General features: G+C 68.0%; 19 protein-coding genes. 11 read left to right on the top strand and 8 right to left on the bottom strand.

Annotation, left to right across the window (positions count from 1 at the left end; genetic code table 11):
• Nucleotides 1-29 precede the first annotated feature (29 nt).
• The 3 genes from dapC to queF form a co-directional block, all read right to left on the bottom strand.
• Nucleotides 30-1,241: a succinyldiaminopimelate transaminase gene (dapC, locus tag ACQZ13_RS17240; protein ID WP_431053261.1), complete on the bottom strand. Its 1,212-nt coding sequence runs from the start codon at nt 1,239-1,241 to the stop codon at nt 30-32.
• Nucleotides 1,242-1,356: 115 nt separating this feature from the next.
• Nucleotides 1,357-1,782: an SET domain-containing protein gene (locus ACQZ13_RS17235; RefSeq protein WP_431046547.1), complete on the bottom strand. Its 426-nt coding sequence runs from the start codon at nt 1,780-1,782 to the stop codon at nt 1,357-1,359.
• A gap of 16 nt (nt 1,783-1,798) precedes the next feature.
• Nucleotides 1,799-2,230, bottom strand: a complete 432-nt coding sequence (queF, locus tag ACQZ13_RS17230) for a preQ(1) synthase (protein ID WP_067281975.1) — start codon at nt 2,228-2,230, stop codon at nt 1,799-1,801.
• 324 nt (nt 2,231-2,554) lie between these two features.
• On the opposite strand from queF, the gene smc reads away from it, so the two are divergent.
• The 4 genes from smc (at nt 2,555) to ACQZ13_RS17210 (ending at nt 8,752) form a co-directional block, all read left to right on the top strand.
• Nucleotides 2,555-6,067 (top strand): chromosome segregation protein SMC, encoded by a 3,513-nt coding sequence (smc, locus tag ACQZ13_RS17225; protein ID WP_431046545.1) that lies wholly within the window; start codon nt 2,555-2,557, stop codon nt 6,065-6,067.
• Between the two features lie 58 nt (nt 6,068-6,125).
• Nucleotides 6,126-7,259 (top strand): cell division protein FtsZ, encoded by a 1,134-nt coding sequence (locus ACQZ13_RS17220; protein ID WP_431046543.1) that lies wholly within the window; start codon nt 6,126-6,128, stop codon nt 7,257-7,259.
• A 255-nt stretch (nt 7,260-7,514) separates the two neighbouring features.
• A complete protein-coding gene (locus ACQZ13_RS17215; RefSeq protein WP_431046541.1) occupies nt 7,515-8,072 on the top strand; it encodes a hypothetical protein in 558 nt (185 codons plus the stop codon).
• Nucleotides 8,069-8,752, top strand: a complete 684-nt coding sequence (locus ACQZ13_RS17210) for an RES domain-containing protein (RefSeq protein WP_431046539.1) — start codon at nt 8,069-8,071, stop codon at nt 8,750-8,752. The genes ACQZ13_RS17215 and ACQZ13_RS17210 overlap by 4 nt, the downstream gene beginning before the upstream one ends.
• Here ACQZ13_RS17210 and ACQZ13_RS17205 read toward each other — a convergent pair.
• Nucleotides 8,749-9,558, bottom strand: a complete 810-nt coding sequence (locus ACQZ13_RS17205; protein WP_431046537.1) for a phosphoribosyltransferase — start codon at nt 9,556-9,558, stop codon at nt 8,749-8,751. The genes ACQZ13_RS17210 and ACQZ13_RS17205 overlap by 4 nt on opposite strands.
• On the opposite strand from ACQZ13_RS17205, the gene ACQZ13_RS17200 reads away from it, so the two are divergent.
• Both ACQZ13_RS17200 and ligD read left to right on the top strand, forming a co-directional pair.
• Entirely contained in the window at nt 9,557-10,567 is a 1,011-nt protein-coding gene (locus ACQZ13_RS17200; RefSeq protein ID WP_431046535.1) for a Ku protein, read from the top strand. The two genes, ACQZ13_RS17205 and ACQZ13_RS17200, sit on opposite strands and share 2 nt — an antisense overlap.
• A 27-nt stretch (nt 10,568-10,594) precedes the next feature.
• The gene (ligD, locus tag ACQZ13_RS17195; protein ID WP_431046533.1) at nt 10,595-13,255 is read left to right on the top strand and encodes a DNA ligase D; all 2,661 of its coding nucleotides are present in this window, start codon (nt 10,595-10,597) and stop codon (nt 13,253-13,255) included.
• Nucleotides 13,256-13,343: 88 nt separating this feature from the next.
• On the opposite strand, the gene ACQZ13_RS17190 is transcribed toward ligD, so the two are convergent.
• The gene (locus ACQZ13_RS17190) at nt 13,344-14,177 is read right to left on the bottom strand and encodes an aspartate/glutamate racemase family protein (RefSeq protein ID WP_431046531.1); all 834 of its coding nucleotides are present in this window, start codon (nt 14,175-14,177) and stop codon (nt 13,344-13,346) included.
• Nucleotides 14,178-14,213: 36 nt separating this feature from the next.
• Here ACQZ13_RS17190 and ACQZ13_RS17185 point away from each other — a divergent pair, with 36 nt between their 5' ends.
• From ACQZ13_RS17185 to ACQZ13_RS17175, 3 genes are all read left to right on the top strand, one after another.
• Entirely contained in the window at nt 14,214-14,519 is a 306-nt protein-coding gene (locus ACQZ13_RS17185; RefSeq protein ID WP_431046529.1) for a hypothetical protein, read from the top strand.
• 12 nt (nt 14,520-14,531) lie between these two features.
• Complete coding sequence (locus ACQZ13_RS17180) at nt 14,532-15,239, top strand: hypothetical protein (protein WP_431046527.1); 708 nt, start codon at nt 14,532-14,534, stop codon at nt 15,237-15,239.
• A 280-nt stretch (nt 15,240-15,519) separates the two neighbouring features.
• Complete coding sequence (locus ACQZ13_RS17175; RefSeq protein ID WP_431046526.1) at nt 15,520-16,593, top strand: hypothetical protein; 1,074 nt, start codon at nt 15,520-15,522, stop codon at nt 16,591-16,593.
• Nucleotides 16,594-16,679: 86 nt separating this feature from the next.
• Here ACQZ13_RS17175 and ACQZ13_RS17170 read toward each other — a convergent pair whose 3' ends face one another.
• Nucleotides 16,680-16,967 carry a hypothetical protein gene (locus ACQZ13_RS17170; protein WP_421034114.1) on the bottom strand — a complete coding sequence of 96 codons (288 nt, stop codon included), beginning with the start codon at nt 16,965-16,967 and terminating at the stop codon, nt 16,680-16,682.
• Nucleotides 16,968-17,253: 286 nt separating this feature from the next.
• On the opposite strand from ACQZ13_RS17170, the gene ACQZ13_RS17165 reads away from it, so the two are divergent.
• Nucleotides 17,254-18,546 (top strand): hypothetical protein, encoded by a 1,293-nt coding sequence (locus ACQZ13_RS17165; protein WP_431046524.1) that lies wholly within the window; start codon nt 17,254-17,256, stop codon nt 18,544-18,546.
• Between the two features lie 226 nt (nt 18,547-18,772).
• Nucleotides 18,773-19,636, top strand: coding sequence for an NmrA family NAD(P)-binding protein (locus ACQZ13_RS17160; RefSeq protein WP_431046522.1), 864 nt, complete (start codon nt 18,773-18,775; stop codon nt 19,634-19,636).
• A gap of 53 nt (nt 19,637-19,689) precedes the next feature.
• Here the strand turns inward: ACQZ13_RS17160 and ACQZ13_RS17155 are convergent, their stop codons facing one another.
• Entirely contained in the window at nt 19,690-21,168 is a 1,479-nt protein-coding gene (locus tag ACQZ13_RS17155; RefSeq protein ID WP_431046520.1) for a chitosanase, read from the bottom strand.
• A 256-nt stretch (nt 21,169-21,424) separates the two neighbouring features.
• Entirely contained in the window at nt 21,425-23,962 is a 2,538-nt protein-coding gene (locus tag ACQZ13_RS17150; RefSeq protein WP_431046518.1) for a glycosyl hydrolase family 18 protein, read from the bottom strand.
• Nucleotides 23,963-24,435 lie beyond the last annotated feature (473 nt).

Here is a 24,435-nt window from a genome sequence, read left to right as displayed (position 1 = left end):
GGACGGTGGGGCGGACCGGCGGGGCCGGATCAGGCGGACGTCTTGAGTTGCTTCACGAAGGAGACGATGCGGTGGGCGGCTTCCAGGCATTCGGCCTGTTCGGCCACCAGTGCCAGGCGGATGCGGCCGGCGCCGGGGTTGATCCCATGGGCGTCGCGGGCCAGCAGGCTGCCGGGCAGGACGCCGACATTGTATTGAGCGAGCAGCCCCTGGGCGAAGCCAATATCGTTACCGTCTGGCACGGCGGCCCATAGGTAGAAACCCGCGTCGGGCAGGGCGACGTCCAGGACCTCGGCCAGCAGCGGCGTGACGGCGGCGAACTTGGCGCGGTACTGCGCGCGGTTGGCGACGACGTGCTCTTCGTCGTTCCAGGCGGCGATGCTGGCGGCCTGGATCATGGGGTTCATCGCCGAGCCGTGGTAGGTCCGGTACAGCAGGAAACGCTTGATCCACGCGGCGTCGCCGGCGACGAAGCCCGAGCGCATGCCCGGCACGTTGGACCGTTTGGACAGGCTGGTGAACGCGATCAGGTTGCGGAAGTCCGGGCGGCCGAGCTGCACGGCGGCCTGCAGGCCCGACAGCGGCGCGGCGTCGGGACCGTCGCGGAAGTAGATCTCGGAATAGCACTCGTCCGAGGCGATCACGAAGCCGTGGCGGTCGCTGAGCTCGAACAGCGTCTGCCACTCGGACAGCGGCATGACCGCGCCGGTCGGATTGCCCGGCGAGCAGACGTACAGCAGCTGCGTGCGCGACCAGGTGGCCTCGTCGATCTGCGACCAGTCGGGGGCGAAGTTGCGCGCCGGATCGGAGTTGGCGAAGGCGGGCGTCGCGCCGGCGAGCAGCGCGGCACCCTCATAGATCTGATAGAACGGATTGGGACAGACGACGGTCGCGCCGGGGCGGGACGGATCGATCACGACCTGCGCGAGGGCGAACAGCGCCTCCCGCGAACCGTTCACCGGCAGGATCTGCGTGGCCGGATCGAGGCTCAGCGCATAACGCCGTTGCAGCCAGCCGGCGATGGACTCGCGCAGCGGCAGTTGACCCGCGGTGGCCGGATAGCCCGACAGCCCCTTGAGGTTGGCCATCAGCGCATCTTCAACCAGCTTGGGCGCCGGGTGCTTCGGCTCGCCGATGCCCAGCGAGATCGGGCGGAATTCGGGGTTGGGAACGATGCCCTTGGTCAGGGCGCTCAGCCGCTCGAACGGGTAGGGGTTCAGCAGCGCCAGTCGGGGATTCACCGGCGGGTTGGCCGGCGGTTGGACCGGCTGCGAAGCAGGGGTGGAGCTCATGCGCGGAATCATAGGGGGACCGGCCGCCGCCCCGGTACTTACGTCGACAACGGAGACTTGTCGCTCAGAGCGAGCCTCGACACCCTGGCGCGCCGCACCGGCAGGCCAGGCGGCCTTCGTGGTGCGTGAGGCCGTAGTCGACGGTGATTTCGTCGCCGGGTTCGAGGTCGCGCAGCGCGAAGAAGCTGATCTCGCCGTCCTCGACCTGGATGCGGGCGTTCGGCGAGCAGCTGTGGTTGGTGAACCGCATGGCATCCTGCGAGCGGCTCGCGTCGATCGCCCGAGCCGGCGACAGTTCCACCAGCATCAGTCGCTGGCTCTCCTGCGCGCGGCGTCGCGCCTCGGCGACGGTGATCGATTCGCCGGTCAGCAGCCCGAGCCGCGTGCCGGAGGGGACGGCCTCGGCCGCGAACACGCCGTAGCCGTCGATGCGGCTGCGCTTGAGCGCGACCGCGACGAACTGCGTGTCCGTGTCGTAGGCCAGGGCCATCCGTGACGCGTGCCGCTCAGCGCAACAGGCCGGTCTCGAAGCCGTGCGCGGGCAGGTCCACCGCGGGCAGCGGCTTCCAGCCCTTCTTGCGGTGCTCGGTCACGACGTTCGTGTAGATGCCGCCGCGCACGTACCACTTCGCGGTGATGCGGATGAAGCGCGGGTTGGTGACCTTCACGATGTCCTCGAGGATGGTGTTGGTCACCTTCTCGTGAAACGCGCCCTCGTCGCGGTAGCTCCAGAAGTACATCTTCAGGCTCTTGAGCTCGACGCAGTACTGGTCCGCGATCATGTCGATCGTGAAGTGCGCGAAGTCCGGCTGGCCGGTCAGCGGGCAGTGGCAGGTGAACTCGGGGATCTGGAACTGGATGACGTAGTCGCGTTCCGGCGCCGGGTTGGGGAAGACGTGGATCTCCTTGCTCGGACGGCTGGGCGGATTGGGCGGCATGTCGCGCATCTTGGGCGGGACGGCCGTGTCGGCCTTGGCCGTCTTGATCGGGGCGACCATCTTCAGCTTCGAAGCCTTGGGTGCCTTGGTGGCGGACGCGGCGGACGAGGTCGAGGCGGGCTTGACGGGGGTGTTCTTGGCCATGGGCGGGGAATGAATGCGGGTGGCGGCCGGGTCGCTGCTTCAGAGGGCGGCGGTGGCCGGAATGCGAAGGGCGCGATGGTATCATCCGCCGCGAATCGAGCGCCCCGTCAAGGGGCGTTTCCACAATCAAATCAAAGGCTTAGATCACGTGAGGGCTGCGACAGCCGGTGATCCCACCCGATGCGACTGAACTCGATCAAGCTCTCGGGCTTCAAGTCCTTTGCCGATCCGACGACCTTCCAGCTGCCCGGGCAGCTGGTCGGCGTGGTCGGCCCCAACGGCTGCGGCAAGTCCAACATCATGGACGCGGTGCGCTGGGTGCTGGGCGAAAGCAAGGCCAGCGAACTGCGCGGCGAGTCCATGCAGGACGTGATCTTCAACGGCTCGGGCAACCGCAAGCCGGCCAGCCGCTCCAGCGTGGAACTGGTGTTCGACAACGCCAGCGCGCGCGCCGGCGGCCAGTGGAACCAGTTCACCGAGATCGCCGTCAAGCGCGTCCTGACCCGCGACGGCACCAGCAGCTACTTCATCAACAACCAGCCGGTGCGCCGCCGCGACGTGCAGGACGTGTTCCTGGGCACCGGGCTGGGTCCGCGCGCCTACGCCATCATCGGCCAGGGCACGATCAGCCGGATCATCGAGTCCAAGCCCGAGGAACTGCGCATGTTCCTCGAGGAGGCTGCCGGCGTCTCCAAGTACAAGGAACGCAGACGCGAGACCGAACTGCGCCTGCGCGACACGCGCGAGAACCTGACCCGCGTCGAGGACATCCTCCGCGAGCTCAACAACAACCTCGAGAAGCTGGAGCGCCAGGCCGAGGTCGCCGCGAACTACCGCAACCTGCAGGAGCAGGGCACGCTCAAGCTGCACCAGCTGTGGTTCCTGAAGCATCGCGACGCGGCCGGCGAGGCCACGCGGGTCAAGACCGAGCACTCGGAGGCGGTCAACGCGCTCGAGGCCCGGATGGCCGAGCTACGCCACCTCGAAGCCGAGCTGGAGACCATCCGTCAGGCCCACTACGGCGCAGGCGACGAGCTGCATGCCGCGCAGGGCCGCATGGCCGAGGCGCAGATGGAAGTCAGCCGGCTGGAGGAGCGCATCCGCTACGTGGTCGAAGGCCGCCAGCGGCTGGAGCAGCGCCTGGTCGAACTGCAGGCGCAGAACCAGCAGTGGCAGGACCGCGCCGAACAGGCGCAGGCGGAGCTGGAGGACGTCGCCACGCAGATCGCCGAAGCCGAGGAGCAGAGCGAGATCCTCGCCGCCCAGGCCGAGGAGCAGGCGATGAAGCTGCCCGAGGTCGAGGATCAGGTGCGCGCCGCGCAGGGCCGCGCCAACGAGCAGCGCACGCAGGTGACGCAGGTCCAGCAGCAGATCCAGGTGCTGGCCGCGGAGAGCCGCAGCGTCGACGAACAGCTCAAGGGCCTGCGCGGCCGCCGCGAGCGCCTCGGCCAGGAACGCCAGGGACTGGCCGCGCCGCAGCACGACAAGCTCGACGAGGTGAAGCGCCTGTCGGTCGCCGCCGACGAGCAGCAGGCCGTCGCCGACGCCCGCCTGGGCGAGTGGGCCGAAGCCGCGCCCGCCGCCGACGAGGCGCGCCAGCACGCGCAGCGCGAATCGCAGCAGCAGGCCGCGAAGCTGACGGACATCGTCGCCCGCCTGACCGCGCTGCGCGCGCTGCAGGAGAAGGTGCAGACCGAAGGCAAGCTCAAGCCCTGGCTGGCCAAGCACGGTCTGCAGGACATCAAGGGCCTGTGGACGCAGCTGCACATCACGCCGGGCTGGGAGAACGCGCTCGAAGCCGCGATGCGCGAGCGCATGGGCGCGCTGTCGGTGGGCCGGCTGGAGACGGTGCAGGCCTTCGCCTCCGACCCGCCGCCGGCGCGGCTCGCGTTCTATTCGCTGCCCAGCGGCGAGATCGTCAACACGCACCGCGCGCTGTCGCCGCTGAGCGACTTGCTGAAGCTCGAGTCCAACGGCCTGAAGGCGCTGCTCAACGATTGGCTGGAAGGCATCTACACGGCGGAGTCCATCGGCGACGCGCTGGCGCAGCGTCCCAAGCTGAGCCACGGCGAACTGATCATGACCCGCGAGGGCCACGCGGTGAGCCAGTTCGCGGTGAGCTTCTACGCGCCGGACAGCGAGACCGCCGGTCTGCTGGCGCGCGCGCAGGAGATCGAGAACCTTGAACGCGAGCAGCGCGCGCAGACCCTGATCGCCGACGAGGCGCGCGCGCAGGCCGTGCGCGCCGAAGCCGCGTACACCGACGCGTCGCAGCGCCTGGCCGTGGTGCGCCGCGAGGCCTCCGAGACCCAGGCCCGCGCGCATCAGCTGCAGGTCGAATTGCTGCGTCTGGCGCAGCAGACCGAAGCCGCCGTGGCGCGCCGCACGCAGCTGGACGACGAGCTCGGCGAGATCGACGCCCAAAGCGAGGCGTTGATGGAACGCCGCATGGAAGGCGAGGCGCGCTTCGAGGAACTGGACCAGCAGCTCGCGACGACGCAGGAGAAGCACGCGGAGTTCGACGAGGCGGTGATCAACGCCGAGCGCAAGCTGACCGAGGCCCGCGAGCATCAGCGCGTGCTGGAGCGCCGCGCGCAGGAGGCGGTCTTCAGCGCCCGGGCGCTGGCGGCCAAGCGCGGCGAGCTGCAGCGCGGCATCGAGACCTCGCGCCAGCAGGTGCAGGTCAACGAGCAGACGGTGCAGAGCATGGCGCAGGAGCGCGCCGAGCTGGACGACGCCGCCGCGCAGGCCGGCCTGCAGGACGCGCTGGCGCTGAAGATGGAGCGCGAGCAGGCGCTGGCCGTCGTGCGCGCCAACTACGACGACCTCAGCCTGCGCCTCAAGCGCAGCGAAGAGCAGCGCATGACGATCGAGCGCGCGCTCGAACCGCTGCGCGAGCGCATCACCAAGCTGCAGCTCGACGAGCAGGCGGCGGCGCTGGGCGGCCAGCAGTTCATGGAACAGCTGGTGGCGCAGAACGTCGACCTGGAGGCGCTCGCGAAGAGCGTCGAGGACGGCGGCGTCAAGCTCTACGGCCTGCAGGGCGAGATCGACCGCATCAACCGCGACATCGCGGCGCTGGGCGCGGTCAACCTCGCGGCGCTGGACGAGCTGGGCGCGGCGCGCGAGCGCAAGACCTTCCTGGACTCGCAGATGGCCGACCTCACCAGCGCGATCACGACGCTGGAGGATGCGATCCACAAGATCGACCTGGAGACGCGCGATCTGCTGGGCTCGACCTTCACCCAGGTCAACGAGCACTTCGGACGCATGTTCCCCAGCCTGTTCGGCGGCGGCCAGGCCAAGCTGGTCATGACCGGCGACGAGATCCTGGACGCGGGCGTGCAGGTGATGGCGCAGCCGCCGGGCAAGAAGAACTCGACCATCCACCTGCTGTCGGGCGGCGAGAAGGCGCTGACGGCGATCGCGCTGGTGTTCGCGATCTTCCAGCTGAACCCGGCGCCGTTCTGTCTGCTGGACGAGGTGGACGCGCCGCTGGACGACGCCAACACCGAGCGCTACGCGCGGCTGGTGTCGGAGATGAGCAAGATCACGCAGTTCCTCTTCATCTCGCACAACAAGATCGCGATGGAGATGGCCAAGCAGCTGATCGGCGTGACGATGCAGGAGCAGGGCGTGTCGCGCATCGTGGCGGTGGACATGGAATCCGCGCTGGCGATGGCCGAGCAATGAGAATGACGACGGTGCGCGCGACGTGTGATCTGCGCGGGACCGCAGGAGCAAAGACGCGATGACGACGGACTGGAACCTGACGACGCTGTTGGCCGCGCTGGGCGGCGTGGTGCTGGTGGGGCTGCTGGCGCAGGGCTGGTGGAGCGCGCGCAAGGCGGGCCCGCGGCGCGCCGAGCCGATCACGCCGGCGGGCGACCGCCAGGAGCCCAGCCTGGGGAGCGCAGGCGGTGGCGGCGCGGGTGGTGCCGCCAAGGGCGAATCGCCGGTCACGCTGGACGGCGGCGCCGACGGCGAGGCGCTGGATTCGCGTGCGATGGACCTGCGCACGCTGGATGAGAGCGTGCCGGCGATGGCGCGCGTGCGCAAGGCGTCGACGCGCATCGACGCGCTGATCGATGCGATCGCGACGATGACGCCGGAGTCGCCGGTCAGCGGCGAGATGGCGCTGTCGCACCTGCCGGGCAGCCGGCGCGCCGGCACCAAGCCGTTCCACATCGAGGGTCTGAACGCGGACAGCGGCGAATGGGAACTGCCGCACCCGGGCCAGCGCTACGGCGAGTTCCAGGCGGGCCTGCAGATGGCCAACCGGAGCGGGGCGCTCAACGAGATCGAGTACTCCGAGTTCGTGCAGAAGATCCAGGGCTTCGCGGACGGCATCGGTGCGATGCCGGAGTTCCCGGACATGCTGGACGTCGTCGGCCGGGCGCGCGAGCTCGACCAGTTCGCGGCCGGTCACGACGCGCAGCTGGCGATCGTGCTGCGCGCGCGCGGCGCGGCCTGGACCCTGGGCTTCGTGCAGCAGGGCGCGTTGCGGCACGGCTTCGTGCCGGGATCGATCCCGGGCCGGCTCGTGATGCCGGCGGGCGAGGACGGCGCGCCGCCGCTGCTGACGCTGAACTTCGACGCGCAGGCGGCGCTGGCGGAGGATCCGCAGGCCTCGTCGCTGCGGGAGCTGACGCTGTCGCTGGACGTGCTGCAGACGCCCGAGGCGCTGGAGCCGTTCGCGACCTGGCAGGAATCGGCGCGCAACCTGGCGCGTGATTTCGAGGCCGACCTCTGCGACGACCGCAACCAGATCCTGAACCTGCATGCGTTCCAGTCGATCGGGCAGGAGCTGTCGGAGCTCTACAAGTCGCTGGCCGCGCGCGATCTGGCGGCGGGCAGCGCGGTGGCGAGGCGGCTGTTCAGCTGAACGCCGATCGCGCTTCGCAAGGACAACGGGCACCCGCAAGGTGCCCGTTGCTCATTGCGGCCTGCGCTTGCGCGGCCATCGACCGGCCCGCGTGAACCCGCGAACACAAGTTCGAGTCATCGCGACTCCGTGTTCATCTAGGTTGCGGATCGGTTCGTAGAGATTTCGGCTATCGCGTGATCGATGACACGTCGGCAAAGTGGGGCTTCTGTGTTGATGGACGTGTCCTCGGTAACGAGGCGCGGCGATGATGTGATGGAACGTCCCGAACCTGCGCAGGGCAGGTCACGCCCGTGGCTGACGACGCCACCCGCCAATGCCGCGCTTGCTCTTCCAACCGAGCCTGCTCCAGAGGTCGATCGGAACGTGTTTCTCCTTGCCACGACCTACGGCTCGAAGGAACAACTGGCCACGCTGCTGAAGGTCGATCCGGAAGTCGTCACTGCGCTTGAAGCTGCGCGGCAAGTCATCAGCTTCGTGGCGGAATCCCAGTCCTACCCGCTTTTCGGTCTGTTCCAGGCATTGCCCGGCGTGGCCGGGGGGCCGCTGAGCGCAATCCTGAACCGGTTCTTCGAGGCAATCGACGCCGGCGATGCATGGTTGGACGCGCGGGATATCGCGACCTTCTTTCGCGTGCCTACGCGCATGCTCGTCTGGGCAACGCCGCTGGAGGTGCTGTTGGGCCATCGCTTGTACGACCTGATGCCGGATCGCGAGGCGAGTTGGCTCTTCATGCAATCGCCTGAGTTTCGGCTGGGGGCGGTGCTGGGGGCCGTCAACGACGAACTGCAGCACCGGAGGGCAGCACGATGACACTCGCCCAGGAGTTGTTCCATGTCCCTCCGTTCAATGGACGGGAGTTGGATCTGGAGCTGGTTGATCCAGGGACGGTGACCCTGATCCGCGCCTACGATCACCCCGACGCCGACTGGCATCCGCCTCCAGCAAAGTACCGGAACAACCATGTCGACCCGCCTGTTGGGCACGACGACGAGTTTGCCGTGCTCTACACGGCATCAAACATCCAGTCCTGCGCGACCGAGGTGCGCGCCATGTTCTGGGACTGCTGGTCCAATCAAGTGCTCTGGAAACCCTCTGTGGCTGCTCGACTTCGCGTCGTCCGATTCAGCATGGGGCAACCCGGACTCTTCATTCCCATCGATGGCACCAATCGCCATGTTCTCGGTCTGGGGGGAAAACTGGAGCCGACTTACGGGTCGTCACGACGGATTGCGCTCGAACTCTTTCGCCGATATGGGCATCTCGTGCATGGTCTGAGCTATGAGTCGTTTCATCGCTTCCAGCCCGGTCGCGTGTATGCGATCTGGCATTCGCGCAAGGAGGACATGGCGCTTCAGGCGTGTCCGAATCGCCCTCGGCTTCAAGATGACGACGAATTCCTGGCTTTCCTGGATGCCCACCCATTCATCCAGCCCTTGGGAGCGGGTGAATCGCCGAGCCATGATCGACGGGCTGAAGCTGTCGAAACCTAGGCCCTTGCCGTCGTCGACAAATCGGGTGCGGCGACCAAGAGGCGCCGCACCTCCTCATCCGTCGTCTGCTCGAACCGCTCGTACCACTGGCCCACCGACCGGAAGCGCTCTGGCGTGCGCGCGCAGATGACCTCGTCCGCATCCTGCGAGATCAGGTGGCAGGTCTCCGGCGCCGACACGGGCACCGCCACGACGATCCGTGCCGGCCGCATCTCGCGCAGCGCCTGCGCGCCCGCGCGCATCGACGCGCCGGTCGCCATGCCGTCGTCCACGAGGATCACCTGCCGGCCCTCGAGCACCGGCATCGGCCTATCGCCGCGATAGAGCTTCTCCCGGCGGTGCAGTTCGCGTGTTTCCGCGCGGGTCACCAGATCGACGGCCGAGTAGCTGATCGCCAGCTGCTGCAGCACCTGCGTGTTGAGCACCCGCACATCGCCTGATGCAATGGCGCCCATCGCGTACTCCGGTTGTCCGGGCAGGCCCAGCTTGCGCACGACCAGGATATCCAGCGGCGCGTCGAGGATCCGCGCGATCTCCGCCCCGACGGGTACACCGCCGCGCGGCAGCGCCAGCACCGTGACGTCGTCGCGATGGGCGTAGGCAGACAGGCGAGCGGCCAGTTGACGCCCCGCATCGCGCCTGTCCGCGAAGCGCCGCTCGGCATTCATCAGCGATCGGGAGTGGGGCGAGGTGTCCATTGCGGCAGCGGAGCAAACCGGATGCCCGGTCGGGGCGGACGTCCGGGCCTCACGGGCGCGGGATTTGCCGATGGAAGGGTTCATCGATCCCGCCGTCGAGGTCTCCATGCCGAGCCGATCCGCCGCCACGTCTTCCCGGACCACCCGCAAGCCGCCCTCGCGCGCCGGCAGCGGCAGACGCGCCTCCAACGCCGATCGGGCCTCGCCCGGGCGGTCCCACGGCAGGGGCTCGGCGAAGGCACACGCCAAGTCCGCTTCCTCACCCTCCGCCCGCGGCGACAGCGACGACGCCCCCGCCGCCCGCCGCGCGATCTGGAAGGGCGCGATCAGCTTCGGCCTGCTGCACGTGCCGGTCGCGCTGTATCCCGCGTCGAGGGACCAGCGCGTCGACTTCGACTGGCTCGACAAGCGCACCATGGACCCGGTCGGCTACAAGCGCATCAACAAGCGCACCGGCAAGGACATCGACAAGACCCACATCGTCAAGGGCGTGAAGCAGGACAACGGCGACTACGTGCTGGTGTCCGACGACGAGATCCGCAAGGCCTATCCCACCACCACCCAGACCATCGAGATCGAGACCTTCGTGCCCGCCACGCAGGTGTCTTTCGTCTACCTGGAGAAGCCGTACTACCTGGAGCCGATCGGCAAGTCCGGCAAGGTCTACGCGCTGCTGCGCGAGGCGATGGCCGACGCCGGCCTGATCGCGATCGCGCGGCTGGTGATCCACAGCAAGGAGCACCTGGCCGCGCTGCTGCCGGCCGGGCCGGCGCTGATGATCGGGATGCTGCGCTGGGCCAACGAGATCCGTCCCTGCGACGACCTGAACCTGCCGGCCGAAGGCAAGTCCGCGCACGGCTTCAAGGCGGCGGAGCTGCAGATGGCCCGCCAGCTGATCGACGAAATGAGCAACGACTGGCATCCCGAGGATTACCACGACGAGTTCACCGCCGCGATCCGCGGCCTGATCGCGCGCAAGGTCGACGAGGGCGAGACCGAAACCGTCACGCCGCTCGAAGCGGCGCCCGAGTCCGCGGGCGAGGGCGGCAACGTCGTCGACCTCACCGAGCTGCTGCGGCGCAGCCTCGGCGGCAAGTCGAAGAAGAAGGCCGCCTGAGCGCGCGGCCCGCGCCGGGAGTTCCCGATGCCGACCGCACCGCGCCACGATCCGCTGACCCGCTATCGCCAGAAACGCGACTTCCGCATCACGCCCGAGCCGGACGACACGCCGAGGAAGTCTTCGGCGAGGACGTCCGACAGAGCTGCCGCGAAGAAGTCTTCCAGAACGTCCGCGAAGAAGTCCGCACAGGCGCTGTCCTTCGTCATCCAGAAGCACTGGGCCAGCCACCTGCACTACGACTTCCGCCTGGAACTCGACGGCGTGCTGCTGAGCTGGGCCGTGCCCAAGGGCCCGTCCTACGACCCGAAGGAGCGCCGCATGGCGATCCATGTCGAGGACCATCCGCTGTCGTACGGCGGCTTCGAGGGCACGATCCCGCCGAAGCAGTACGGCGCTGGCGAGGTGATCGTCTGGGACAACGGCACCTGGACGCCCGAAGGCGACCCGCACGACGGCCTGCGCGACGGCAAGCTCGTGTTCCGGTTGCACGGGCACAAGCTCGCCGGACTCTGGCAACTGATCCGCACCTCGCGGGACACGACCAAGCGCGAGCAGTGGCTGCTGATCAAGAAGCACGACGGGCGCGAGCGTCCCCACGCGGATTACGACGTCACCGTCGAACTGCCGGACAGCGTGATCCAGCATCCTCTGGGACCGGCCGAGACGAGAGACGGCGCCGCGACCGATGGCGTTGCCGACAACAACCTTGCCTCCCGCGGTGCGAAGGCGGCTGACGTCGATGCCGATGTGGCCGGCGATCCCGATCTCAGTCGCGCGAAGAAGGCGCGCCTGCCCGCCGAACTCACGCCGCAGCTGGCGACGCTCGTCAGCGCGACGCCGCCCGGCGACTGGATCGCCGAGGCCAAGTTCGACGGTTACCGGCTGATGGCCCGCGTCGACAAGGGCAAGGTCCGGCTGATGACCCGCGGGGGCAACGACTGGACGTCGCGGCTGCCGTCGCTGGCGGAGGCGCTCGCGGACCTCGACCTCGACAACGGCTGGCTGGACGGCGAGATCGTCGTGCTGCGAGACGACGGCGCGCCCGACTTCAACCTGCTGCAGAACGCCATCGGCCATCCGAAGCGCACGCGGCACGAGGACATCGTCTACTTCCTGTTCGACGTGCCGTTCCTCAACGGGCACGACCTGCGCGAGGTGCCGCTGATCCATCGACGCGCCGTGCTGCGCGCGCTGATGGCGGATCACGAAGGCGAGCGCCTGCGCTTCAGCGAGGACTTCGCGGTGCCGCCCGAGGAGATGCTCGCCGCGGCGTGCCAGATGCGGCTGGAAGGCCTGATCCTGAAACGGCCCGACAGCGGCTACGTGTCCGCGCGCAGCGACGCGTGGGTGAAGCTGAAATGCCAGCAGCGGCAGGAGTTCGTCGTCGTCGGGTTCACGGACCGGTCGGACGGCGCGAAGGCGCTGGGCAGTCTGCTGCTCGGCTACTACGAGGACGGCGAACTGCGCTATGCCGGGCGCGTGGGCACCGGCTGGTCGCTGAAGCAGGCCGGCGAGATGCACAAGCGCCTGTCCGCCCTCGAGATCAAGACACCGCATTTCGACGAGGACACCATCGCCCGCAGCCATTGGGCGCGCATCGCCGGACGCTCCGGCGGCGCCGCGCGCTGGGTGCGCCCCAAGCTCGTCGCGGAGGTCGCCTTCGCGGAATGGACGCCGGAGGGCCACGTGCGCCATGCCTCGTTCCAGGGCGAGCGCGAGGACAAGGCGCCCAAGGACATCGGAAGAGAGTCGGCCAAACCAGCGGACGAAGTCAGGAGCCGGAAGATGCCGACATCCACCCCGAAACCGCCAGTCAAGCGCGCCGGCAAGAAGGCTGACGCGTCGGCGTCGACCGCCTCGGGCCAGTTGCGCATCACCCATCCCGAACGGGTGATCGATCCGTCCACTGGTCACACGAAGATCGAGCTGGTCCGCTACTACGAGAGCGTGATGACGTGGATGCAGCCGCACCTCGGCCGTCGGCCGGTGGCGATCGTGCGCGCGCCCGACGGCATCGAGGGGCAGCTGTTCTTCCAGAAGCACGTGGAGGGCGACGCGCTGATCGTCCTCGCCGATCCGGCCGAGCTCATGCAGCTCACGCAGATGAACGCGATCGAGTTCCACACCTGGAACGCGCAGGACGACAAGCCCGATCGCGCGGACCGCTTCATCATCGACCTGGATCCGGGCGAAGGCGTCGCGTTCCCCGCGGTCGTGGAGGCGGCTCGCATCACGCGCGCGCTGCTCAAGGAACTCGGCCTGCATGCCTGGTTGAAGACCAGCGGCGGCAAGGGACTCCACGTCGTCGTCCCGCTGGCGCGGCGCCACGATCACGCGACGACGAAGGCCTTCAGCCACGCCCTCGTGCAGCATCTGGCCGAGACCTTCCCGAAGAAGTTCTCCGCCAGGAGCGGCCCGAAGAACCGCGTCGGGAAGATCTTCCCGGACTATCTGCGCAACGGCGAAGGGCAGACCACCGCCTGCGCGTTCTCCGTGCGCGCGCGGCCCGGGCTGGGCGTCTCGATGCCGATCGACTGGGACGAACTCGGCGACGTGAAGCGCGCCGACCAGTGGACGCTCGCGAACGCGCGGGATCGCCTCAGCTTCCAGAAGATCGACCCGTGGCGGGACTACTGGAAGAGCCGGCAGACCTTGACGAAGGGCATGAAGCTGCTCGGCCTGTGAGGTCGCTGCTCATGCGGAGGTCGAGACGCACCCCCTCCCGCAAGCCGCATGGACCGAGGGCAGGGGCGGTGGCGGTGGCCGGGCTCGGTCAGGGCGCCAGCGCCATCCCGATGGCCGCCTCGCAATGGATGAGTGCCGTATCGAAGACGGGCACGGAGACGTTGTCGGCGTCGAGCAGCATGCCGACCTCGGTGCAGCCGAGGATCATGCAGTCGGCTCCCTGAGCCACGAGGCGGCGCGCGACGTCTTCGAATCGCGAGCGGCTGTCGACCGTCGTGATGTCCTTGCAGAGCTCGTCGTAGATGATGCGATGCACGTCCGCGCGATCATCGTCGACGGGAACCAGCGGCTGGAGTCCGGCCGCCTTGAGGCGATCGACGTAGAACGTCTGCTCCATCGTGAATGCGGTCGCGATCAGACCCGGCGTCTTCAGCGCCGATGTCGTGATCCGTTCTGCCGTGGCATCCGCGATGTGCAGCAGCGGGATGCCGACGCCACCCATCATCTGATCGGCCAGCTTGTGCATCGTGTTCGTCGCCAGGACGATGAAGTCCGCGCCGCCGCGTTCGAGCGCCTTGGCCTCCGCGTTCAGGATCTCGCCTGCTTCCTCCCAGCGTCCCGCGGCCTGCAGCCGCTCGATCCTCGCGAAGTCGAGGGACCGGATGAGCAGCTCCGGCGAATGCAGCCCGCCGAGCCGGCGGCGCGTGATCTCGCACATCTGGCGGTAGTAGGTCTGCGTCGACGCTGCGGACATGCCGCCGAGGATTCCGATGAGCTTCATGGCGGTTCGGGTCGGTGGGCGCTGAGATTGATCAGCAGGCAGCGTAGCACCTGCCCGTCTGACAAGACGCTTCGGTGAAAGCGGACGCTTTTCTCCGATGCATACTTCGAGCCGTCGTCGCACCCGCCCGTCGGACTTCACGGCGGCGCCATTCTCCAGAGAGAAGCGAGTTCGAGCGTGGTCCGGAAATCCTTCAGCGAAGCTCAATACAAGTTCCTTCAAACGCTGATCGGAATGAGTGGCGGCACTCGTCTGATCGACCGTGAAGATTGGATGGGAACCCCGGCCTGGGAAAGAGAGCGATGCGTCGAGGCCATGGGGCCCATGCGCACCCATTGGCCGTTCGGTGTCGAAGATCTGACCAGACTGGAAGACATGCTCACGCGCTGCCTTCGACACTATGAAGACGGGCAACTCGATGCCGGCGACTATCTTGTCCGCGACATCGAGGAGCTCCTTTATCTCGTTCGGCAGAAACGTTGAGACGCAGGCGTGATGCGTGCCAGCGTCCCCATCCAGATCTCCCGGTTTGTCGACGACCACGAGCCGGGCTTCATCGAGTGCGTGCTCGTCGACGCATTCGGAAAGTCCCACGTCTTCATCGAGAAGGTGCCGGTCGTCACGACCGAAGATCTACGTTCGACGAGCACGTACCCGCGCCCGGGTACCCTCGATGGCGAGATCGTCGCCGGGTGGATTGACCACAGCGGGCGGGCGCTCATGCGTATCGACACCGAACGACCGTGGAACGTCGAGTCCGCCGAAGGACTGACGCAGTTCGTCGTGGCGAACCGCGATGCGCGAGCGAGCGGCTCTCCTGAAATGAGCAAGAAGAAGAGCGAAGGGGCAGAGCGGCGCATGCCGCCGGCGTCGAAAGACTTTGTCGTCTACACCTTGTCCGGGCTTCTGAGCGCCTCGAAGCGCGTCGAATACAGGCAGAAGTGTCGCGAACAGGCCCTGCACCTGCTGCGGTTCATCAGAGACAACGGCCTCAACGACGCTGCGCTGCCATCTGAACCCATCGATGACCTCGTCATCAAGGCATCGGACCTCACCCGCGAAGGCCTGGCGACGATGCGGGAAGGACTGCGACAGTGGGTGAGTGCGCAGGACCGAGGCGGCGCCTCAAATGACATGGCGATCCTGGATGCGGCGCTAGCGAAGGTGCGACACAACGGCGGCGACCACGGGGTCAAGTCTTGACCCCGCCCGGAGGTTGGGGACGGAGAGAAGGCGGTCACGTCTGCGCTTCACGTTCAGTCCCACCCGGACCGCCGACCGCGAGGCGGCGTTCAGAGGCGGACGCCGTGTAGGTTTCCGGGCCTTCGGAAAGTCCCTGAAGCACCTCGCCCGCCGGTGTGAAGTAACGGCTGTGCGATTGCCATCAACCCGGCATGACTCGCTCCTATACTCCGCGTCCATCACGCCGGAGCGGTCCCGTTCAGAGGACCGCGGCGACCGATCTTTCAACGGGGAGGAACCCATGATTTCAGCGAAGCGCACGCATGCCGCCATCCTGGCGGCGATCTCGACCTTCATCGTCGCGGCTTGCGGCGGCGGCGGTGATGCCGGCTCGGACTCGGCCGCCCGGGCCTCGTCGGTGCCGACGACGCTCAGCACCAACCAGCAGATCTTCGAAAGCTTCGTCCTGGCACCCGCCGAGGGCAGCTATTTCCTGCACTGGAACCTGAACTACTCCGGCGCGCAGACCGCCGGGGTGAGCTACGCGTATTCGGACTTCGGCCTGCTGACGGCCTCGCCGTTGACGAACGGCCCGCAGCCCAGCCCGCAGAGCGCTCCCCACAACATCACCAGCACGCTGGCGCTGCCCACGCCGGGCGTCACGCGCGTGCTGAAGAACGGCGCCGTGCTTCTCGCGAGCAGGGCCAGCACGGTGTCGTACGTCGGCGATGACGTGCGTGTGGACTCGCTCGCCGCGGACGGCGTCACCGTGGTGTTCTCCGAGGTTCGCAACAACTACGAAACCGTGGCGCTGACCGGTCTCGTCAAGTCGGCGCCGGCGGACTTCGCGCACTTCCACAACTCGTTCTTCTCGAACGCGAATGTGCTCGACGCGACCGCGACGTATCTGCCCGGCGCGGCCTACCTCAAGTTCGACCAGACCAACAAGGGCGACCGCTACAACGCCTTCGACTGCACGACGGCGACCACCGGTACCAACATCACGCCGTGCCGCACTGCCACGTCGCTGACGGCCGCGCTCACCGCGGGCATCACGTCCAACAGCGACGGCACCACGTATCGCCTGGCCAACGGCACCATCACCACGGTCGACGGCGTGTCGGTCTGGGTGGCGACCAATCCGCGTCCGCAGTCGGCCACGATGACCTCGACGGTGCAGTACCGCGTCTACTTCGAGCTGAACGGCAACGTCTACACCGGCGGACTGATCAAGGACGGCGCGCTGATGGGCGACAGCTACTACGTGTCGAATCCCGCCGGCACCACGGTCGCCCAGCGGATCACCTTCCTGCCCTTCGACATCCGCATGAACAAGGCCGCGCATGACAGCATCGCGGCGGCGATGAAGATCTGATCAGGCGCTGATCAGACGCGCACCGGCGTCGGCCTGGGAAGGCCGGCGCCTGCGCTGCGGAATCGGCAGTGGTTCGTCGACGACGGTCAGCGGACCGGACGGCGCCGACCGTCCTCGTCGACCCAGTAGCGGCCGCCGTTGCCGTCCGAGTAGACCTCGCGCTCGCGACCGTCGACGAGCAGTCGACCGATGACGGCGCCGGCGACCGCGCCGACCACGGCGCCCGTCACGGCGCTGCCGCCGGCCACGGCTCCGACGACCGCGCCGCCGACGGCGCCCACGCCCGCATTGCGCGCGTCACGTGTTGCACAACCGACCGTCATGGCGGCGCAGGCGGCGATGAGCGCCGCGTTCCTGAGAAGAGATGTCCTCATGGCTTTCCTCAACGATGTTGGTGGATGACCCAGCACGGCAAGCGCTGTGCCTTTCCGCTGTCTTTCCTTCCGCCTTTACCTTTGTCTTTGCGGCACTAACGCGGTCTTGACGAGCGCGGACGTCGGAAGAGGTAGCACGGCTTCACATACTCAACACAAAGAGAAATAGTGCGCACCTGCCTCTCAGGATGGGCGATATGCGCCTCCTATACTCGCCGCCGCCAAAACGCCGGAGCGGTCCCGTCGATGGACCGCCAGGCAACGAATTCAACGGGAGGAGGACCTCATGGTCTCAGTGAAGTGCAAGAACGCTGCCGCATTGGCAGCCCTGTCGGTCCTGGTCGCAGCCTGCGGCGGAGGCGGTTCGGACGACAGCCCGGCGCCCGTCATCGCCACGCAGCCGATCAATGCCACCGTGCTCACCGACGGCACGACGATGTTCACGGTCGTGGCCACGGGCTCCGGTCTCGGGTACCAGTGGCAGAAGAACGGCGTGGCCATCGCGGGCGCCACGAGCGCGTCGTACCAGACGCCGGCGGTCACGTCCGCGGACAGCGGCGCGAAGTACACGGTCGTGGTGACGAACTCGTCGGGCAGCGTCACGAGCTCGGCCGCGCAGCTGACGCTGCAACTGAGCGCCAACCAGCAGGCCTTCGAGAACCTGATCCTGTCGCCCGCCGCGGGCAGCTACTACCTGCACTGGAACCTGAACTACGCGGGCGGTCAGACCAGCGGCGTCAACTACGCCTACTCGGACTACGGCCTGATGTCGGCGTCGCCGCTGACGAACGGTCCGCAGACCAACGCGCAGAGCGCGGCCCGCAACCTCACGACCACGCTGGCGCTGCCCGCTCCGTCGTCGCCGACGCGGGTGCTCAAGGGCGGCGCGGTGCTGGTCGTCGGAGCATCGAGCAAGGTGACCTACGTCAGCAGCGACGTGCGCGTCGACTCGCTGGCCGTGGACAACACCACGGTGGCGTACTCCGAGGTCCGCAGCAACTACGAGACCGTGCCGCTGACCGGCCTGGTCACCTCGGCGCCGGCGGACTTCGCGCACTTCCACAACTCGTTCTTCTCGAACGCGAACATCCTGAACGCGACGGCCACGTATGCGGCGGGCTCGAGCTACCTCAAGTTCGCGCAGACGAACAAGGGCGACCGCTACAACGTCTTCGACTGCACGACGGCGACCACCGGCGCCGCGGTCACGCCGTGCCGCACGGGCATGACGCTGACGGCCGCGATGACCGCCGGCATCGTGTCCAACAGCGACGGCACGACCTACCAACTGGCCAACGGCACGGTTCGCACCGTCGACGGCGTGCCGGTCTGGGTGGCGACTGCCCCGCGTCCGCAGTCGGCGACGCTGAGCTCGACGGTCCAGTACCGCATCTACTTCGAGCTGGGCGGCAACGTCTACACCGGCGCGCTGATCAAGGACGGCACGCTGCTGGGCGGCGGCTACTACGTGTCGAATCCGACGGGCACCACGGCTGTCGAGCGGCTCACGTTCCTGCCCTTCGACATCCGCATGAACAAGGCCGCGCATGACAGCCTGCTGGCAGCGATGAAGATCTGACGCTGCCCTCGCCGAGCCGGTTCACCCGGCTCTTCCATCGCCGCCGGCTTTCGCGTTCAACGCGGGGTCCGGCGGCGATGCCGTTTCAGAGTTCATCGATGGCGTGGTCATCGCTGCGCCGCCGTGTAATCTCCGGCTTGTGCCGCTGCACCCGGGCGGGCAACGCGATTGCCCCGCTCGATTCGGACCGCTTCGCGGTCTCACGTCACCAGAAGGGAACACGACGATGATGATCATCATGGGCGCCTTCGGGCATGTGGGATCCGAAGTGGTGAAGGCCTTGCTGCGCGAGGAGCAGGAGGTCATCGTCGTGACGCACGACCCGGGTCACGCGTGGCGATGGGAGGGCACCGGCGCGCAGGTCGCGCTGGCGGACGTGAACGATCCCGACGCCTTGCGCGCCGTGTTCAGGCAGGGACGGCGGGCGTTCCTCCTCAACCCGCCGGCGGCGGTGGACGGCGATACCGACAAGACCGAGCGGCGCACGGTGGCGCGTCTTCTCGAGGCCTTGAAGGACAGCGGCCTCGAGAAGGTGGTGGCCGAGTCGACCAGCGGCGCCCGTCCCGGCGAGCGCCTGGGCGACCTGAATGTGCTCTGGGAGCTTGAGGAGCGGCTGCAGCATCAGCCGATTCCCGCGGCGATCAATCGCGCCGGCTTCTACATGAGCAACTGGGATGCGCAGCTCGACGCGGTGCGCGAGTCCGGGGAGCTCGTCTCGCTGTTCCCCGCCGACCTGCGACTGCCGATGGCTGCCCCGCGCGATCTCGGCGAGATCGCGGCGCGCCGCCTGATGTCGTCGCTCGACGATGTGGGCGTGCAACACCTCGAGGGCCCCGAGCGCTACTGCGCGAACGACGTCGCCGCCGCGTTCGCCGCGGCGCTGCAGCGGGATGTCCGCGTGGTCGTCACGCCGCGGGAGCAGTGGGAGGCGTCGTTCCGCGGATTGGGGTTCTCGCAGGCGGCGGCGGAGTCCTATGCGCGCATGACCGGCGCCACGCTCGACGGCCTCGAACTGCCCGAGGTGTCCATCAAGGGACGCGTCACGATCGACGAGTACGTGAGCGATCTGGTCGAGGCGACGCGTCCGTAGCGTGACCGCAGTCCATCGGACAGGGGTCACGCCGGGTCGGCTTCAGCCCCCGATCACTTGATCGAGAAGCTGTCTCCGTACACCTTCCAGTTCAGCGGCGTCTTCAGGTCCAGGTTGCCGGCCTTGAGCCACACACGCTGCGCGGTCTCGACGCGGGTGACGTCGCTGTGCGCCTCTTCGGTCTTCATCGCCGCCACGCGGGCGTCGAGGAAGGCGTTGAGGTAGGCGGTCTCGTTGCCGCCCTGCGCCGGCGTCTTGGCCTTGGCCATGGCCGCCTTGCGGATGCCGCCGAAGCTCACGCCGCTGTTGCCCGGGCCGTGCATCACGATCGCGTCGTAGTAGATGAACTGGCCCAGCGCCCGCAGCCCGTCGTTCTTGGCCTGCTGCACCGAGGGGTTGAAGTAGACGCGGTCGCGCTCATGGTCCTGCGCCTGCTGGAACAGCGTGTCGCTCGCGGCCGTCTTCCAGTCGCCCTGGAAGTTGGGATCCAGCCCCGCGTGCGAGTCGCTGCCGTTGACCGAGCGCAGCGCGTTCAGGTACTTCGCCAGCACGTTGTTCGGCTTGACCGAGTTGTAGTACTGGACCAGTTCCAGCATGTCGCCGGTGCCCGAGCAGAAGCCGATGATGCCGGCGGTGTAGCCGCGGCCGTCGCGGATGTCCTGGATGTAGCGGTACTGCGCCTTCCAGTCCAGCGACGAGTTCTCCGCGCTGGAGACGATCTGCATCGCGATGTCCTTGACCTTCGGGTCGGACAGGCCGGCCGAAGGTGCCGGCGCGGGAGCCGGGGCGGGCGAGGGCGCCGGTGCGGGGGAAGGTGCGGGAGAGGGTGCGGGAGCGGGCGAAGGCGCCGGGGCCGGCGACGGTGCGGGCGCCGGCGTGCCGACGGCCTTCAGCTTCCAGCGCTGGTTGGCGCCGCCCGTGCAATCCCACTGCTGGATCGCGCCGCCGGCGGCCATCGAGTGATCCTTCACGTCGACGCACTTGTTGCTGTGGCGCGCCTTCAGCGTGTAGCCGTCCGCGGACGGCGTGACGAGGAAGCGCTGGTTGTCCGTCGCCGCCGTCGCCCATTGCTGGATCAGCGCGCCGTTGGCGGTGGAGACGTCGGTCACGTCCAGCGACTTGCCGCTGGCTACGTTGACCAGGCGGTAGCTGCCGCCGGTGTCCGCGCGCAATTCGAAGCGCTGCGAGGTCTGCGTGCCGCAGCGGTTCTGCTGCAGCTTCGTGCCGTTGGCGCCGACGTTGCCGGTGAAGTCCAGGCACAGGCCGGACTCGCCCGATTCGATGGTGTAGATGCCGGCCGCGACGGTGACGGCGCCGGCGGCGAGGGCGCGCGCGTCCGGCGCGTTCTCGACGGCGTCGGAAGCAGCGGAGGCTTCGACATCGGCGGACTGGCCGAAGGCGCTCTTGCCGTCTTCGCCGCCTCCGCCGCCGCAGGCGGTCAGGCAGGCGCTGGCGACCGCCAGCAGCGCCGGCGCGGTCAGGAGACTCGAAGCACGCGGGGGCCGCGGAGGGGCGGGAAAGCGAGGGTTCATGACTCAGACTCCGGTTAAGGGCCGAAAACGGCGGAGAAGGTGAAGAAGGGGGCGAAGAAAGGGCCGGGCAGGACCCGCCCCTGCGCCGCAGGCGCGATGCCTGCGGCGGTGTGGTCAGGGGACAGGTCTTGCCGGCGAGGTGGCGCGCGTCGTCGGCGACGTCGGCGACGAGCGACGCGCGGGAGTCGGGCGTACCGGATGGGCGCGCCCGGGTGCGGATCCGACGCGCCCCGAAGGGCGCGTCATCCCCGCGGGGTTACTTCCATTCGGAAGACTGCAGCAGCGGATCGACCGTCAGGCCGAAGCTCTGGCCGACCTTCTGGCCGACGGTGCCGGGCGTTGCCAGCGGCGCGGAGCCGCAGGTGCCGCCGCCCGTCTTGATGATGGCCCACAGCATCGCGCCGTCCCGCGCATTGCGGTTGGAAGCGGTCCCGTTCAGCACCGCGTTGGTGTAGCGCTGCACCGAGTACGGCTGGTTGAGGTTGGCGCCGTACTGGCTCTTCAGGTTGCGCGAACCGACGCACTGCGCGTCGCCGTCGTTGACCACCAGCAGGCCGCCGGCCCAGCCTTCAGGCGCGGGCTCCAGGCCGATGGACACGATGGTCTTGGCCGGGAACAGCGAACGGTAGTCGTTGTACGCGGTCACGCCGTCGTAGTTCTCGAAGCGCGCGTCGTAGCTCATCACGTTGACCATGTCGAGCATGTTGGCCACGGCCGGGAACTTGCGCACCACCGCGCGCTCGCGACCGGCGTTGCCGCCCCAGAACGACAGGCGGCCCGAGCAGGACGCGTCGGCCGAGGTCGCCGAGGTGCAGTCCGCGCCCGTCGACCAGCCGGCCAGCGTCAGCACGCGGCCGTTGCCGGCGATGTCCACCGCGCGGCGCAGCGCCTTGATGACGTTGGCGTAGCGGTCGACGTCGCCGTCGGTCTCGTAGTCGACGTCCAGGCCGTCGAAGCCGAGTTCCGTCTGGATCTTGGCCAGCGCGTTGATGGTCGGTCCGTTGCCGGCCGCGCCTTCCGCGGCGAGCGTGCCCCAGTTGTTGTAGGTCGCGCCGCCCACGGCCAGGATGACCTTCTGGTTGCGCTGGTGCAGCACGTCGATGGCGGCCTTGATGTCACGCGGCGTCGCGTTGAAGTTGATGCCGGTGCCCGAGAAGGTGTTGGCCGACAGCCCCGCCCACGAGAAGGCCGGATCCGCGAAGGACACCATCACGTGGGTGTAGGTGGCCGGCGTGCGCGCGAACTTGCTGGCCTTGTAGACGTCGTTGGCCGACTTGCCGGTGGCGTCGAACCAGTTGTCGCTCCAGGTCGGGTAGTAGCCGACGTAGACGCGGCGCGTCTGCGTGGCCTTCAGCGCTTCGGGCAGCGTCAGCGCGCCGCCGGGCGAAGGCGCCGGCGCGGGGCTGGGCGACGGGGCAGGCGAGGGCGACGGTGCCGGGGAAGGTGCCGGAGAAGGCGAGGGAGCCGGCGACGGCGACGGGGCCGGCGTCGGCGCGGGCGCCGGTGCCGGGGAGCCGCTGCAGCTGGCCGAGGTCGCCGTCCACAGCGACGGGGTCGCGGCCGGGTTCCAGCCGGTGCCGACCCACGCGGTGTGGGTCACCAGCGCCTTGTAGGTCTTGCCTTGATAGCTGACCACCTGGCCGGCGGTGAAGGTCTTGCCTTCGGCCCAGGCCACGCAGGTGCCGGGGTTGGGCGCCGGAGCGGGCGACGGGCTCGGTGCGGGGCTCGGGCTCGGAGCCGGCGTGGGGGAAGGCGACGGCGCCGGGGCGGGCGGCTGCGGCGCCGGCGGCGGGGTGGTCGAGCCGTTCTTCGCCGCGGCGAAGGCCTGCCAGTATTCGAAGTCGCGGGTGTTGGCGCGGCTGTATTCGCCCAGGGCGCCGTTGCCGACGCGGTCGCGCTGCGCGGCCCAGTAGGACAGCAGGCCCACGCCCTTCTGCTTGGCGAAGTTGGCCACCGTCACGGCGTCGGCCGGGGTGAAGGTCTCGGACGCCACGTCGTTCTGGCCGATCATCGGCGTGATGCCGATCATGGCCCACAGCTGCGCATCGGACTTGGCCGGATACAGCGACTTCAGCTGCGCCACGGTCTGCGTCGCGGCGGAGATGGCCAGGTCGCCCATCTTCTTGCCGCCGCTGTAGTAGCTGCCGTAGTCCATCGTCATCAGGTTGACGATGCTGATCTTCACGCCCGACTGCGACGCGCCGCGCAGCAGCTCGACCGCTTCGCGCTGCAGGCCGCCGGTGTCGTTGGCGTTGACGTAGGGCACCACCGGCAGGGTGAACGAGGTGTACAGGTCCGGATAGATCGATTGCAGCTGCAGGATCGCGGCGTTGCGCACGCCGTTCAGGCGCGTGTCGCCGAGCTGGCCGCCTTCGATGTCCCAGTCGATGGAGCGCGTGCCGTTGGCGTCGATCAGGCGGCGCAGCTGCGCGACCAGGTCGTTCACCGAGCAGGTCGATTCCAGGTAGGTGCCGTTGGCGCCGCCGAAGGACAGGATGACCCGGCCGCCGGACTTGATGTAGGCCTTGATGTCAGCCTGGAAGCTGGGGTTGCTGATGGTCGTTTCCAGACCGCCGCCCACCGTGCAGCCGCCGCCCGACACGCCGAAGGCGAGGGTCACCGCGTCGATGCCGGCCTTGGACTTGGCTTCGCTCAGCGTCTTGATGCCGTACGAGCCGCTGCCGAATCCCCAGGTGAAGAAGTAGGGCGCGACGATCGTGCCCGCCTGGGCCTGCGATCCCGCGGCCAGCAGCGCGGCGGCCAACGCCACCGCCTTGATTTGTCCAGTACGCATGTGAATCACTCCTGCTGTCCTCGCACCGGTGGGCGTGCGGGGTTGTTGTTCGCGATAAAACCACCATGAAACCAGTGGCGGAATGTAGGAACAGCAGGGAAAAGACGCTGTGACAAGCAGTATGCGGACGAAGTATCGGAGTGTGTCGAATACTGCAAAACATCGCAGCGCCGTCAACACTCAATACTTTCCTGTGGCTTGAATATGGGACGACGGCACCCGAACGGTGCATCCCCGCCGACGAGCGGTGAAAGTCGTTGATGTGTAAGGGAGTGAAGGCGATCCGACGAACGGCAGATCGGGCGCTGGCCGCGCGATCGGAGTGTGGCGGATCTTTCTACCTCTTTCGGGCGAAGAATTGACAGGTTTGAAAACAAATGTGCGCGACCATCTGTCCATCGCTGGGGGAATGAGGTATTCCGACCGCTGATCGGAAACAGCCGGACACGGTCGCAGTATTCGATTGGTATTTC

Source organism: Roseateles sp. L2-2 (genome assembly GCF_050613215.1).
GTDB classification, from domain to species: Bacteria; Pseudomonadota; Gammaproteobacteria; order Burkholderiales; family Burkholderiaceae_C; genus Roseateles; species Roseateles noduli.
Note: the sequence above shows the minus strand (reverse complement) of the source record. Positions and strands in the feature narration are given on the sequence as shown.

What these genes read in the sequence shown, in the direction of transcription:
- ACQZ13_RS17235 (WP_431046547.1), bottom strand. Translation starts at nt 1,782, where the DNA reads ATGGCCCTGGCCTACGACACGGACACGCAGTTCGTCGCGGTCGCGCTC.
- ACQZ13_RS17205 (WP_431046537.1), bottom strand. Translation starts at nt 9,558, where the DNA reads ATGGAGACCTCGACGGCGGGATCGATGAACCCTTCCATCGGCAAATCC.
- ACQZ13_RS17150 (WP_431046518.1), bottom strand. Translation starts at nt 23,962, where the DNA reads ATGCGTACTGGACAAATCAAGGCGGTGGCGTTGGCCGCCGCGCTGCTG.
- ACQZ13_RS17220 (WP_431046543.1), top strand. Translation starts at nt 6,126, where the DNA reads ATGACGACGGACTGGAACCTGACGACGCTGTTGGCCGCGCTGGGCGGC.
- smc (WP_431046545.1), top strand. Translation starts at nt 2,555, where the DNA reads ATGCGACTGAACTCGATCAAGCTCTCGGGCTTCAAGTCCTTTGCCGAT.
- ACQZ13_RS17155 (WP_431046520.1), bottom strand. Translation starts at nt 21,168, where the DNA reads ATGAACCCTCGCTTTCCCGCCCCTCCGCGGCCCCCGCGTGCTTCGAGT.
- ACQZ13_RS17165 (WP_431046524.1), top strand. Translation starts at nt 17,254, where the DNA reads ATGGTCTCAGTGAAGTGCAAGAACGCTGCCGCATTGGCAGCCCTGTCG.
- ACQZ13_RS17175 (WP_431046526.1), top strand. Translation starts at nt 15,520, where the DNA reads ATGATTTCAGCGAAGCGCACGCATGCCGCCATCCTGGCGGCGATCTCG.
- ACQZ13_RS17170 (WP_421034114.1), bottom strand. Translation starts at nt 16,967, where the DNA reads ATGAGGACATCTCTTCTCAGGAACGCGGCGCTCATCGCCGCCTGCGCC.
- ACQZ13_RS17160 (WP_431046522.1), top strand. Translation starts at nt 18,773, where the DNA reads ATGATGATCATCATGGGCGCCTTCGGGCATGTGGGATCCGAAGTGGTG.
- queF (WP_067281975.1), bottom strand. Translation starts at nt 2,230, where the DNA reads ATGCCGCCCAATCCGCCCAGCCGTCCGAGCAAGGAGATCCACGTCTTC.
- ACQZ13_RS17200 (WP_431046535.1), top strand. Translation starts at nt 9,557, where the DNA reads ATGCCGAGCCGATCCGCCGCCACGTCTTCCCGGACCACCCGCAAGCCG.
- ACQZ13_RS17180 (WP_431046527.1), top strand. Translation starts at nt 14,532, where the DNA reads ATGCGTGCCAGCGTCCCCATCCAGATCTCCCGGTTTGTCGACGACCAC.
- ACQZ13_RS17215 (WP_431046541.1), top strand. Translation starts at nt 7,515, where the DNA reads ATGGAACGTCCCGAACCTGCGCAGGGCAGGTCACGCCCGTGGCTGACG.
- ligD (WP_431046533.1), top strand. Translation starts at nt 10,595, where the DNA reads ATGCCGACCGCACCGCGCCACGATCCGCTGACCCGCTATCGCCAGAAA.
- ACQZ13_RS17210 (WP_431046539.1), top strand. Translation starts at nt 8,069, where the DNA reads ATGACACTCGCCCAGGAGTTGTTCCATGTCCCTCCGTTCAATGGACGG.